The sequence below is a fragment of the Methylopila sp. Yamaguchi genome, from assembly GCF_002897035.1.
Lineage (GTDB): Bacteria > Pseudomonadota > Alphaproteobacteria > Rhizobiales > Methylopilaceae > Methylopila.
In genome coordinates this window covers 48,852-61,710 of record NZ_BAUX01000020.1, presented here as the reverse complement: position 1 = coordinate 61,710, position 12,859 = coordinate 48,852, and the positions used below count along the sequence as shown (strand labels likewise).

Below are 12,859 nucleotides of genomic sequence, written 5' to 3'. Positions count from 1 at the left end.
CTGGCGATGGCGATCCAGATCCTGCGCGACATCAAGGGCCTGCGCGTTCAGGCGATTCACCCCAACGATGCGGAGGGAAAGCAGCTCGTCGACCACCTCAAGCGCATCGGCTGTTTCGTCGAGACGACGTGGCCGATCCCCGACGCCTACTCCGACAACGTCGACCTGGTGCTGCTGACGATCGAACAGGAGGACCGCGACGGGCTGCTGAAGCTGATGAAGTCGCGCTCCGACTCGCCCCCGACCGTGATCGCGATCGTCGGCTACGAGAACCCGTCGACGCTCTCGCTGCTGCTGGAGAGCGGGGCGCTTGCGGTGATCGAGCGGCCGCTGAAGCCGTTCGGCCTTCTGACGCAGATCGCCCTCGCGCGCAGTCTCTGGCTTGAGCGCAAGGAGCAGGCGCGGCGGCTGCGCAAGCTCGAGCGCAAGCTGAACGGCATCCAGCAGATCCAGAAGGCCAAGACCATCCTGATGGCCAACCAGGGCATCTCCGAGGAGGAGGCGTTCCAGACCATCCGCCGCCAAGCCATGTCGAAGCGGGTGCCGATGGAGGAGATGGCGAGCGCGATCATCAACGCCAACGAGCTATTGAACTTCCGCGCGGATGGTGCTTAGCTTCGGCCGTTGCTTGAGCGCGATGCAGCGGCCGAGCGACTTCGCCGGATCACAAGGTGGTCGATCCGGCTTGGCGATGTAGCCCGACAGATCCTCCCGAGAGGATTTGGCGGGCTTTTTTGTTTTTCGCGTCCGCGACAGCGCCGTCGTCGGTCGTCCGGCACTGCTTCCATTTGGCGACGCATGCGCGACCTGCGCCTTTGCTTCGCCAGACCAGACACTTCGACCCCGCGGCCTGCTCGACGCCGCGCCGGCGCGCTTCGCCGGCGGCGACGGGGGGCGCGCGCCACCCCTGAGGCGCCAAGCGAAGCGCCCGAAGGCCCAAGGAGACTGAGCATGATTCACGGCGACATCGGTTCAAGCAACGACACCGTCGGCGTAGCGGTGGTGAACTACAAGATGCCCCGCCTGCACACGAAGGCCGAGGTGCTGCAGAACGCCAAGAAGATCGCCGACATGGTGGTCGGCATGAAGGCCGGCCTGCCGGGTATGGACCTCGTGATCTTCCCCGAGTACTCGACCCACGGGATCATGTACGACTCCAAGGAGATGTACGACACCGCGTCTGCGATCCCCGGCGAGGAGACTGAGATCTTCGCCGACGCCTGCCGCAGGGCGAAGTGCTGGGGCGTGTTCTCGCTCACCGGCGAGCGCCACGAGGAGCACCCGAACAAAGCGCCCTACAACACGCTGATCCTGATGAACGACCAGGGCGAGATCGTTCAGAAGTACCGCAAGATCATGCCGTGGGTGCCGATCGAGGGCTGGTACCCCGGCAACTGCACCTATGTCTCCGACGGGCCGAAGGGCCTGAAGATCAGCCTGATCATCTGCGACGACGGCAACTACCCGGAGATCTGGCGCGACTGCGCGATGCGGGGCGCCGAGCTGATCGTCCGCTGCCAGGGCTACATGTACCCGGCGAAGGATCAGCAGGTGGTGATGGCCAAGGCCATGGCCTGGGCAAACAACACCTATGTGGCGGTCGCCAACGCCACCGGCTTCGACGGCGTCTATTCCTACTTCGGCCACTCCGCGATCGTTGGCTTCGACGGCCGCACGCTCGGCGAGTGCGGCACCGAGGAGAACGGGGTCAACTACGCACAGCTCTCCGTGTCGCTGATCCGCGACTTCCGCAAGAACGGCCAGTCCAACAACCACCTCTTCAAGCTGGTCCACCGCGGCTACACCGGGATGATCAACTCCGGCGACGGCGACAAGGGCACGGCGGACTGCCCCTACGACTTCTACAAGCGCTGGATCGCGGACCCGGAGGGCACGCGCGAGATGGTCGAGTCCTTCACGCGCCCGACGGTCGGCGTTGACGAATGCCCGATCGAGGGGCTTCCGACCGCGAAGACTCTCCACCGCTGAGCGACGCGCACGAGGCGCGCCGGTCATGCCGGCGCGCCTCGTGTCCCCGCCTCAAGGAGGTTCTGCGATGACCGTCGACTACAAGATCTTCGAACTGGGGGACGTGTCCCTGCAACGCGGCGCGACAATCCGTGGCGCGAAGCTCGCCTACAAGACCTACGGGACGCTGAGCCCCGCCAAGGACAACGTGATCGTCTACCCGACCTGGTATTCGGGACAGCACTACGAGAACGAGTGGCTCATCGGCGCCGGCCGGGCGCTCGATCCTGAGAAGTACTTCATCATCGTGCCGAACATGCTCGGCAACGGTTTGTCGTCGTCGCCAAGCAACACGCCGGAGCCCTACAACGGCCCACGGTTTCCCCAGGTCACGGCCTACGACAACGTCATGGTCCAGCATCGGCTGGTGACGGAGCTGTTCGGGATCGAGCATGTCCGGCTGGTGACCGGCTGGTCGATGGGCGCGCTGCAGACCTTCCACTGGGGCGCGCTGTTCCCCGACATGATGGACCTGATCGCGCCGTTCTGCGGGTCCGCCAAATGCTCGCGGCACAACTTCGTCTTCCTCGAGGGCGTGAAGGCCGCGCTGACCGCGGACGCCGCCTTCGCCGAGGGCTGGTACGTCGACAAGCCGGCGCGAGGCCTGCGGGCGATGGCGCGGGTTTACGCCGGATGGGGCTTTTCTCAGGCGTTCTATCGGGAGAAGCTGGACATCGAGGCGCTCGGCTACTCCTCGCTCGAAGACTTCCTCGTCGCCTTCTGGGAGGGCTTCTTCCTGCCCAAGGACGCCAACAACCTGCTGACGATGCTGTGGACCTGGCAGAACGGCGACATCAGCGACAACTCGCTCTACGGCGGCGACTTCAAGGCCGCGCTCGGGGCGATCAAGGCCAAGGCCTTCGTGATGCCTGGGCAGACGGACCTTTATTTCCCCCCCGAGGACAGCGAATTCGAGGTCGCGCACATGCCGAACGCCACCCTCGTGCCGGTGCCCTCGATCTGGGGCCACTTTGCCGGTGGCCCCGGCACCAACCCGACCGACGTCGACTTCATCGACGCCAAGCTCAAGGACCTGCTCGCCTCCTGACGACGCGCGCCACCACAGGACCTGCCCCAATGCTGCACATTGATAGCGTCGTCGGAGACCGGGCCGAGCCCGGCCTCCACCGGCGCCTCCATCATCTCGAACACCACGGGGCGGTGGAAACCGTGACAATCGCGAGCGCCGACATGGCGCGCCGACGCCTGCGCCTTACGACGCCGAAGGGCGAGGAGCTCGCGATCGCCCTGCCCCGCGAGCAGAAGTTGTTCGACGGCGCCGTTCTGCTGATCGACGACGACCGCGCGATCGTGGTGAGGGCGGAGGTGGAGCGCTGGCTTCGCCTGCAGCCGACCTCGATCGCCGACGCGGTCGAGCTTGGCTATCACGCCGGCAATCTGCACTGGCGCGTGCGCTTCGAGGGCGAGTGCCTGCTGGTCGCGCTTGAAGGGCCGGCGGAGGCCTACTTCGCACGGCTCGACGCGCTGTTCGCCGGACGCTCGATCAAGAGCTCCGTGGTGACGCAGGATCTCGCGGCGTGATCGGGCCGCTGCTCGCGATGTGGCAGGCGGACGCCGCCTTTCCGAGCGGGAGCTTCGCCTTTTCGAACGGGCTTGAAGGCCTCGCGGCCTCAGAGGCCCTAGACGGCGAGGCGCTGGAGCGGATGATCGCCGGCGTTCTCCGCCGCCGCTGGGCGACCGCCGACCGGGTCGCCATGCTTCAGGCGTTCGCCCGCGCCGACGACCTCGACGCCGTCGCCGAGATCGACGCCGAGGTGGAGGCCACCACGCTGTCGGAGCCGTTCCGCGCCGGCTCACGCCGCAACGGGGCGGGGCTGCTCGCCGCTCATGTCCGCATCGCGACGCCCGGGGCGGGCGAGTGGCAGGCGCGGGTGCGCGCCGGCCGTGCGCAGGGCCATCTCGCGCCGACGCAAGGGGTTGTCTGGCGCGGCGCGGGCCTCGACGCCGAAGGCGCGACGCTCGCCTCCGGCTACATGGTCCTCTCCGGCTTCACCACAGCGGCCGTGCGCCTCGGCGTCGTCGGCGCCGTCGCGGCGCAAGCCGTCGTCCGCCGCCTGCTGCCGCTCCTCGCCGAACTCGCCGCCGCGCCCGCCCCGGAGCGGATCGCGAGCTTCGCGCCCCGCCTCGACATCGCCGCCGCTCGCCACGCCCGGGGCGAGCTGCGCCTGTTCTCGAACTGACCCCACGCGAGCGCCTATGCTGCTGACCCCGACGGAACTCGAACGCCTGACGATCTTCACCGCGGCGGAGCTCGCGCGAAAACGCAGGGCGAAGGGGCTCAAGCTCAACTACCCGGAGGCGGTGGCGCTGATCACCGACGAGATCCTGGAAGGCGCCCGCGAGGACCGCACCGTCGCCGACCTCATCGGCTTCGGCGCGACCGTGCTGACCAGCGACGATGTGCTCTCCGGGGTGCCCGCGATGCTGCACATCCTGCAGGTGGAGTGCGTCTTCCCCGACGGCACCAAGCTCGTGACCGTGCACGAGCCGATCCGCCCGGCGGAGGGCTCCGAGGCGGATCCCGTGCAGCCGGGCGAGACGCTCGCGCTCGAGGGCGAGATCGAGCTGAACGACGGCCGGCCGCGCGTGACGCTGGAGGCGACCAACAGCGGCGATCGCCCGGTGCAGATCGGCTCGCACTTCCACTTCTTCGAGGTGAACCGCGCGATGGAGTTCGACCGCGCGGCGGCCTTCGGCATGCGGCTCGACATTCCCGCCGGCACGGCCGTGCGCTTCGAGCCGGGCCAGACCAAGGAGGTGACGCTGACGACCTTCGGCGGCAGCCGCTTCGTCGGCGGCCTCAACGGCCTCGGCGGCGACACCACCACCCAAGAGGCGAAGGACGTCGCGCTCGCCAAGGCCCGCGCGGCCGGCTTCCGCGGCGCCTGAGGAGACACGCCATGGTCACGATCGCCCGCAAGGACTACGCCGCCCTCTATGGCCCGACCGTCGGCGACGGCGTCCGGCTCGGCGACACCTCGCTCATCGCGGTGGTGGAGAAGGACTACGCGACCTACGGCGACGAGTGCCTACACGGCGGCGGCAAGACGCTGCGCGACGGCATGGGCCTCGCCGCCGGCATCACCAACGCCGAGGGCGCGCTCGACTTCCTGCTCTGCAACGTGCTGGTCATCGACGCCGTGCTCGGGATCGTCAAAGGCGACCTCGGGATCAAGGACGGCAAGATCGTCGGCGTCGGCAAGGCGGGGAACCCCGCCGTCATGGACGGCGTCGACCCGCGGCTGATCGTCGGCGCCGGCACCACCGTGCGCGACTGCGAGGGGCTGATCGCCACCGCGGGCGGGATCGACGTGCATGTGCACTTCGACTCCGCCGGCTTGGTCGACCACGCTCTGGCGAGCGGGTTGACGACCATGCTCGGCGGGTCGCTCGGGCCCATCACGGTCGGCATCGATTCCGGCGGCCCGTTCAACACCGGCAAGATGATCCAAGCCTCCGAGGCCTGGCCGATGAACTTCGGCTTTCTCGGCCGCGGCAACAGCCACATTCCGGGCTGCCTCACGGAGCAGCTGGAGACGGGATGCCTCGGGCTCAAGATCCACGAGGACTGGGGGGCGATGCCGGCGACGATCGACGCCTGCCTGCGCTCGGCCGACGAGCTCGACTACCAAGTGCAGCTGCACACCGACACTCTGAACGAGAGCGGCTTTCTGGAGGATACGCTGGCCGCGATCGGCGGCCGGACGATCCACATGTACCACACCGAGGGCGCCGGCGGCGGCCACGCCCCGGACATCATCCGCGTGGCGGGCGAAGGCTACTGCCTGCCGTCGTCGACGAACCCGACCAATCCGTACACGGTCAACACGTTCGACGAACACCTCGACATGACCATGACCTGCCACCACCTCAATCCGGCGATCCCGGAGGACGTGGCCTTCGCGGAGAGCCGCATCCGCGCGCAGACCATCGCGGCGGAAGACATCCTGCACGACATCGGCGCGATCTCGATGCTCGGCTCCGACAGCCAGGGCATGGGCCGCATCCACGAGGTGATCTGCCGGACCTGGCAGCTCGCCTCTAAGATGAAGGACCAGCGCGGCCTGCTCCCCGAGGAGAAGCCGGGCTTCGGTGACAACGAGCGCATCAAGCGCTACGTCGCCAAGTACACGATCAACGCCGCGAAGACCTTTGGGATCGCCGAGCACATCGGCTCGCTGGAAGCCGGCAAAATGGCCGACATCGTGGTCTGGCGGCCGGCGTTCTTCGGCGTGAAGCCGGAGCTCGTCATCAAGGGCGGCTTCATCGCGTGGGGCGCGATGGGCGACAGCGCGGCCTCGCTGATGACTTGCGAGCCGATGCTGCTGCGCCCGCAATGGGGCGCCTACGGCAAGGCGGCGCCGGCGCTGTCCGCCTGCTTCGTGCATCCGCTCGCCATCGCCCGCGGGCTGCGGGAGGAGCTCGGCGTCTCCAAGATCCTGCTGCCGGCGAGCGGCACGCGGGGGCTGAAGAAGTCCGACATGCTGCACAACGACGCCCTGCCGAACATCCGCGTCGATCCGCAGACCTTCGACGTCTTCGTCGACGGCGAACTCGCGACCTGCGAGCCCGCGACCGAACTGCCGCTCGCGCGGCGCTACATGCTGAGGTGACCGTGCTCCACCCGTCTCCCCAGACTTTCGCCGGCGCGCCCAAATCGACCGCCGCCCGCATCGGGATCGGCGGGCCGGTCGGCTCCGGCAAGACCGCGCTGATCGAGCGGCTGATCCCGGTCCTTCGCGCCCGCGACGTGAACCTCGCGGTGGTGACCAACGACCTCGTCACCAAGGAGGACGCCGAGCGGCTGCGGCGCTCCGGGCTGATCGAGCCGGAGCGGGTGCTGGCCGTCGAGGCCGGCGCCTGCCCGCACACCGTCATCCGCGAAGATCCGACGCTGAACATGGCGGCCGGCGACGAGCTGGAGGCGAGCTTTCCAGGCCTGGAGCTGATCGTGTTCGAGTCCGGAGGCGACAACCTCGCCTCGACCTTCTCGCTCGACCTCGTGGACTGGTGGATCTTCGTGATCGACGTCGCGGGCGGCGACGACATCCCGCGCAAGAAGGGTCCGGGCGTGCTGAAGAGCGACCTGCTGGTGGTCAACAAGATCGACCTCGCGCCGCATGTCGGCGTCGATCTCGAACGCATGCTGGCGGAGGCGAGCGCGGTGCGGAGCGGCCGCCCCGTCATCGCCACCAACGCCCGCGCCGGCGACGGCGTGGAAGCGCTGGCCGACGCCATCTGCCGCTCCGTGCTGTTCCGCGAATGAAGCCGGCCGACTACGCGTCAGGCGAGGCCGCCGCAGGCCGCCATCGCCGCGCCGAGCTGGTCTTCGCCCGCGGCGGTGGTCGCTCGGCGCTTGTCCGGCAGGTCAGCCCCTACCCCTTCCACACCACGCGGCCCTTCGCGCTCGACCGGGCGCGGCCGGATCTCGCGACGCTCTACCTGCAGTCGGCCTCGGGCGGCGTCTACCGCGGCGACGTGCTCGACCTCGCCTTCACGGTGAAGGACGGAGCGGCGGCGCATGTCACAAGCCAGGCCGCGACGGTGGTGCACGACACCGGAGCGGCCCGCGCTCGGCAGACGACGGACATCGCTATCGGTGCCGGCGCCTTCGGCGCGCTGACGCTCGACCCGCTAATTCTGTTTCCCGGAGCCGAACTCGGCGTTCGGACGCGGGTGGATCTGGCCGAGGGCGCGCTGGCGATCCTCGCGGACGGCGTGGCCTGGCATGATTTCGCCGGGCGGGATCGCCCGTTCCGGTCGCTGACCTCCGAGGTCGCCGTCTATGGACCGGACGGACGCCTGCTCGCGCTCGACCGTTCGACGGTCGACGGCGCCGACCTCATCGGTCCAGCCTCGCTGCTCGGCGCCGGCATGGGCGCCTACGGCTCGGCGATGCTGCTCGGTCCCGCGGAAAAACTCCCTTCGGCGGACGCGCTGGAGCAGGCGCTGGAGGCCGTCGGCTGCCGGGCGGGCGCCAGCCCGCTGCCGAACGGCGCCGGCGTCGGCGTGCGGATGCTCGCCGCCAACGGCGGACGCATCGCGACGGGCGTGGAGGCGATCTTCAACCTGGGCGTGGCGGCCATGCTGGGCTTCGCCCCGGCGCGGAGACGGAAGTAGAGCGGTTGAAGCTGCGTCGTGGTCCGGCTTAGCCGGGCCACCCACGCCAGAGATTGCGTTCAGCGCCTTAGATGCATCCTCCGTCAAAGCCGGAGGATGACGGCCAGGGTTTGAACGCCAATCAGTTCACAGCCGCGCCAGGCGGAAGTACAGCTCCGACAGCCGCGCCGGCAGGTCGTCGAGCCGGCGCGCGGGCATGGTGTTCGCCCGCCTGAACACGTCGGTCGCCGCGTGCGGCCCGAGCGTCACGCCGAACACGTCGACGCCCCGCCGCCTGAGTGATAGGGCCGCGCGACGGGCGTCCTCCACGAGGTCGAGCGGGTCCGTCACATCGATGTCGGAGGGCTCGCCGTCGGTCAGCGCGATGACCAGCTTGCGGTGCGATCGGACGTCCTCCAGCTCCGCGCCCACATGCCGGAGCGCGGCGCCGAGGCGTGTCGAAAGTCCGGGCTCGAGCCCCGCGAGCCGCGCCATGGCGGCCGCGTCCAGGCGGCCGTCGAAGTTCTTCACCTCCTTGAGCCGCACCTCGTCCCGCCCGCAGGAGGCGAAGGCGCGCACGGCGAAGACGTCGCCGGCCGTCTCCATGGCGTGGCCGAGCGCCGCCACCGCGAGCTTTTCGATGTCGAGCACCGTGCCGGCGCCGGCGCGGTCGCGGGTCGATTCCGAGACGTCCACGAGCACGACCGTCGCGACGTCGCGGGCGCGGCGGCCGGAGGCGCGGTGGATGCGGTCGTCGGGCAGGTCGCCGGTGCGCATCGCGATCGCGGCGTCGACCGCGGCGTCGAGGTCGAGGTCGAAGCCTTCCGGCTGACGCTTCAGCCGCGCCGCCTTCCCCACGCGCGCGCCTCGCACGAGCCTAGCGATCCTGTCGCGGAAGCCGCCGAGGCGGTCGAGCTTCTCCTCCAGCGCGCGGGCGTCGCCGAGCCCGGCCGCCACGAGGCGCACCGTGGTCCAGTCCGGGCGCTCGACGCCCGCCGCCCGATCCCATTCGGGATAAGTCGCAATGGCGACGCCGCGGTCGTCCGCCGGCGCCTCGCGCGCCCGGCCCGCGTCCGGCTTCGGCGGGTCGTCGCCCTCCCGGCCTTCGTCGGCCTCCTGCGGCGTCAGCCGCGCCGCGTCGACCGCCTGTTCGATCTCGTCGGCCTGCTGGTCAGGCTCGTCGTCGAAGGTCCAGAGGCCGAGGTTGTCGTCGCGGTAGAGCGGCTCGGGAACGTAGATCTTGGGATCGAACCGCAGCCGCATCTGGCCGAGGTCGTGGCCGAGCAGGCCGCCGATGGCGCGCGCCGCGGTCGGGTCGTCGAGCCGGCCGGAGGCTTCCGCGAACAGCCGCCTCCCCTTCCCCACGAAGCCGTCGTCGTCCTGGTAGTCCGGGTCGAACAACGCGCGCGCGAGCCGCGCCATTAGGAACGCGGCCGTCATGGCGTCGCCGGGCTGCGCCATGTGCCACGGCGCCCAGAGGGCCTTCAGGCCCGGATGCCGCTGGAGCGCGAGCGCCTCGACGCGGGCGTCCTCCACAAGGCCGACCAGCGCGATCTGCAACGGCTTCAGCTTCTCCGCCCGCTGGCGGCGGCTGAACGCCTGATGCGCCTGGGCGTGGGCGAGCGCCGCCCGGTAGAGCGGCTCGGCGCGCGCGCCGGTGACGCCGCGGTAGACGGCGGGCAGGCGCACCAGATCGCCGACGATCGACGCGCGCTGCGGCGCGGCTGAGACGCCAGCGCCCTGGAGCGCGGCGAGCCTCGGCGCCGTCCCCCACAAGGCGCGGCCGAAAAGCTTCAGCCGCCGCTCGACGTCCTGGAACGCGACGGCGCCCGCGGCCCGCTCGAGCAAGGCGCGCGCCGCGGGGTCCTGCAGCGTGAAGAAGGCGCGGCGTTTCTCGCGGTCCCCGCCGGAGGCCTTGAGGCCCGCCGCCACGAAGCTCTCGAAGGCGGCGCCTTCGCCGTGGCCGAGCAGCGCGGACGCGCGCTCGCAGACCGGCGCGAGGCAGTCCGGCGCCTCCCTAGCCAGACGCGCAAGGCCGGCCCACCACTTGGCGCGCTCGGCGGACGTGGGGAGCTTCAGCGCCGCGGCCGGCAGCGCGTCGAGCGCCGCCCGCCCCGCCTGAGACCCGCCGCGGCGCGCGACCTCAGCGGCGCCTGCGGCGTCGCGCACGAGCGCTGCGGCGTCCCGCCGGCCGGCCAGGGCCTCCGTCGCGCGAGCGAAGGCATGGAGGCAGCGGGCTCCGGCGTTGGCGTGCAGCAGGCTGAGAACGCCGCCCGCCCAGAGTTCGACCTCGGCCTCCGGCCACAGCGTGTCGAGGCGGCGCAGCGTCTGGGCCAGCGCCGGGCCCACGTCCTCGCGGCCGAGCAGCAGGCGCGCCACGTCCCGGCGCGCCGAAGCGTGTGGCGTCGCCTCGAGCACGGCGTGCACGCTCACCGCGGGCGCGTGGCTGCGGGCAGCCCGGCAGCGATGGCGGCGCCGAGCGCCTCGCGGACGTCCCGCTCGTCGGTGATCGGCAGCAGGATCGCGGAGCGCACCGCGGCTTCGAGCGAGGCCCCGCCCCGGGCGAGCACCGCGGCGTGGATCAGCATGCGGGTCGACGCGCCCTCTGCCAGGCCGTGGCCGCGCAGGTTGCGGGAGCGTAAGCCCACGTCGACCAGCGTCCCGGCGAGATCGGCGGGCACCCCGGCCTCGCGGGCGACGATCTCGGCCTCGATCCCCGCCTCCGGGTAGTCGAACTCGATCGCCACGAAGCGCTGTTTGGTGGACTCTTTGAGGTCCTTCACCGCGCTCTGGTAGCCGGGATTGTAGGAGATCGTGAGCTGAAAATCGGGGTGCGCCGGAACCAGCTCGCCCTTCTTCTCCAGCGGCAGCGCCCGCCTCGCGTCGGTCAGCGGGTGGATGACGACGGTGGTGTCCTGCCGGGCCTCGACGATTTCGTCGAGGTAGCAGATCGCGCCTTCGCGCACCGCCATGGTGAGCGGTCCGTCGTGCCAGATCGTGCCTTCCGGCGCGAGCAGGAAGCGGCCGGCGAGGTCGGCCGCGGTCAGGTCTTCATGCGCCGCGACGGTGACCAGCGGCCGCTTCAGGCGCCAGGCCATGTGCTCGACGAAGCGCGTCTTCCCGCAACCAGTCGGTCCCTTGAGCATGACGGGCAGGCGGCTGGCGTAGGCGGCGGCGAAGATGTCGATCTCGTCGCCGACCGGGCGATAGAACGGCTCGTCGTGGATCTCGTGGGCGGACAGGCGGCCCGACGCCGGCGTTGCGGCCATGGCGGTCTCCGGATTGTCTGGGAAAAGCGCGGGATGCGCGGCGGTCGTTGCGACGCCTGCCGCCCGGCGCCTTTGCCGGAGACGCGCCGCGACGATCCTGTCGCGACGCCTTGACCCGATTAACGCCCGAAACCGCGCGGGCTTCAAGCCTTTGCGGGGCTAAAGGCCCGTGAGACCCCGCGGATTGCCCGGCGCCGCCGGGCGGACCGCCGTCCCTCGCCCGCTCATCCAGGGCGGATAGACGAAGCGCTCGGTGTTGTAGGGCTCGGGCGCGATCATCGACAGCGGCTTCCGGAAGTCCTGGATCTGGTAGAAGATGTGCGGCATGCCGAGAGACGGGTCGTGCGTCACGACGGGGTACGGCACCACGGCCTGCCAATCGGGGTGGTAGCGGATCGTGCCGTGGACGCTGCGGTAGATCATGCCCTTCAGCGCGAAGGCGACCTTGCGGTTCTGCTCGAAGTCGCCGGGCGGCCCGGAGCCTCCCGCCATGGCGGCGGCGACGGCGTAATGGTGCATGTTGCTGTAGGACTGGCAGCCGATGGTCGCGGTGGAGCCCTCGCCGAAGCGGGCGTTGTAGCGCGCCTCGAAGCGTTTCCCCATCTCGTCGCGTAGCAGGCCGATGACGGAGGAAACGATGACGCCCACCGCCGCCTCTTGGGCGATGTCGGTGAAGGTGCGGTGCATCGCGCCGTATTGCAGGTAGACGATGCAGTCCATCGGCTTCTCGCTGAACTGCCGTTGAAAATGCGCGAGGTCGCCGGCGTAGAAGTGGGTGTTGGCGATGACGGCCGGGTTGGTCGCGCGCACCTCGTCCAGCACGTCCCGCCACTGGCTGGTCGGCGTCTGCACGATCTTCGGCCCGAAGCAGAGGCGCCAGCCAAAATCGGCGGCGGCGGCCGCCATCGCGTTGGCGATGACGATGCTGTAGGGCTTCGAGCCTGAGATGATCGCGAGCCTGTCCGAGTTCGGCGTCCACTGCCCGGAGTCCCGGAGCCACGAGATGAACTTGATGAAGCCCGGCCCGTACCAGTAGTCCGCCGGGTCGGCCATGAAGCAGCCGAAGTAGCGCTCGGGGTCGCTCATCACCGTGTCGTGATGCTGCAGCAGCGTGTTGGCGTGGACGTAGATGATGCCGGCGTCCGCGATCGGCTCATACTCCGAGTTCTGCGGGCCGATGTTGTAGCCGTTGACGATGGCGTGGACCTGATGCTTCTCGATCAGCCAGCGGGCGGCGCCGACCACCTCCTCGGCGGTCTGGCGGCAGGTGTCGGCGAAGATCGGCCGGATCGGCCGCCCCAGCAGCCCGCCGCGCGCGTTCAACTCCTCGACGGCGAGGATCATTCCCTTGCGGAACTCTGCGCCGTCGGCGGCCGAAGGCCCCGTAAGCGGGATCATGCTGCCGATCGGCACGACGTCTTGGCTGGCGGCCACGCTCTGCT

12 protein-coding genes are annotated in these 12,859 nt (G+C 70.0%); 9 read left to right on the top strand and 3 right to left on the bottom strand.

Going from position 1 to position 12,859, the window contains the following annotated elements:
* Positions 1–6: 6 nt before the first annotated feature.
* From METY_RS18725 to METY_RS18685, 9 genes are all read left to right on the top strand, one after another.
* A complete protein-coding gene (locus METY_RS18725; protein ID WP_103122903.1) occupies positions 7–615 on the top strand; it encodes an ANTAR domain-containing response regulator in 609 nt (202 codons plus the stop codon).
* A 336-nt stretch (positions 616–951) separates the two neighbouring features.
* Positions 952–1,989: an aliphatic amidase gene (locus METY_RS18720; protein WP_103122902.1), complete on the top strand. Its 1,038-nt coding sequence runs from the start codon at positions 952–954 to the stop codon at positions 1,987–1,989.
* Between the two features lie 67 nt (positions 1,990–2,056).
* On the top strand, positions 2,057–3,076 hold the full coding sequence (locus tag METY_RS18715; RefSeq protein ID WP_103122901.1) for an alpha/beta fold hydrolase: 1,020 nt from the start codon (positions 2,057–2,059) through the stop codon (positions 3,074–3,076).
* Between the two features lie 29 nt (positions 3,077–3,105).
* Positions 3,106–3,570: an urease accessory protein UreE gene (ureE, locus tag METY_RS18710; protein WP_103122900.1), complete on the top strand. Its 465-nt coding sequence runs from the start codon at positions 3,106–3,108 to the stop codon at positions 3,568–3,570.
* Positions 3,567–4,229, top strand: coding sequence for an urease accessory protein UreF (locus METY_RS18705; protein ID WP_103122899.1), 663 nt, complete (start codon positions 3,567–3,569; stop codon positions 4,227–4,229). The genes ureE and METY_RS18705 overlap by 4 nt, the downstream gene beginning before the upstream one ends.
* A gap of 16 nt (positions 4,230–4,245) precedes the next feature.
* Positions 4,246–4,938 carry an urease subunit gamma gene (locus METY_RS18700; RefSeq protein WP_103122898.1) on the top strand — a complete coding sequence of 231 codons (693 nt, stop codon included), beginning with the start codon at positions 4,246–4,248 and terminating at the stop codon, positions 4,936–4,938.
* Positions 4,939–4,949: 11 nt separating this feature from the next.
* Positions 4,950–6,662 carry an urease subunit alpha gene (gene ureC / locus METY_RS18695; protein ID WP_103122897.1) on the top strand — a complete coding sequence of 571 codons (1,713 nt, stop codon included), beginning with the start codon at positions 4,950–4,952 and terminating at the stop codon, positions 6,660–6,662.
* 2 nt (positions 6,663–6,664) lie between these two features.
* The gene (gene ureG / locus METY_RS18690) at positions 6,665–7,315 is read left to right on the top strand and encodes an urease accessory protein UreG (RefSeq protein WP_103122932.1); all 651 of its coding nucleotides are present in this window, start codon (positions 6,665–6,667) and stop codon (positions 7,313–7,315) included.
* Positions 7,312–8,169 carry an urease accessory protein UreD gene (locus METY_RS18685; RefSeq protein WP_103122896.1) on the top strand — a complete coding sequence of 286 codons (858 nt, stop codon included), beginning with the start codon at positions 7,312–7,314 and terminating at the stop codon, positions 8,167–8,169. The genes ureG and METY_RS18685 overlap by 4 nt, the downstream gene beginning before the upstream one ends.
* 126 nt (positions 8,170–8,295) lie before the next feature.
* Here METY_RS18685 and METY_RS18680 read toward each other — a convergent pair whose 3' ends face one another.
* The 3 genes from METY_RS18680 to METY_RS18670 all read right to left on the bottom strand — a co-directional run bounded on the left by METY_RS18680 (position 8,296) and on the right by METY_RS18670 (position 12,851).
* Positions 8,296–10,581, bottom strand: a complete 2,286-nt coding sequence (locus METY_RS18680; RefSeq protein WP_244593734.1) for a nitric oxide reductase activation protein NorD — start codon at positions 10,579–10,581, stop codon at positions 8,296–8,298.
* The gene (locus METY_RS18675; RefSeq protein WP_103122894.1) at positions 10,578–11,417 is read right to left on the bottom strand and encodes a CbbQ/NirQ/NorQ/GpvN family protein; all 840 of its coding nucleotides are present in this window, start codon (positions 11,415–11,417) and stop codon (positions 10,578–10,580) included. The genes METY_RS18680 and METY_RS18675 overlap by 4 nt, the downstream gene beginning before the upstream one ends.
* Positions 11,418–11,576: 159 nt before the next feature.
* Positions 11,577–12,851 (bottom strand): ABC transporter substrate-binding protein, encoded by a 1,275-nt coding sequence (locus METY_RS18670; RefSeq protein ID WP_103122893.1) that lies wholly within the window; start codon positions 12,849–12,851, stop codon positions 11,577–11,579.
* Between the last annotated feature and the right edge of the window lie 8 nt (positions 12,852–12,859).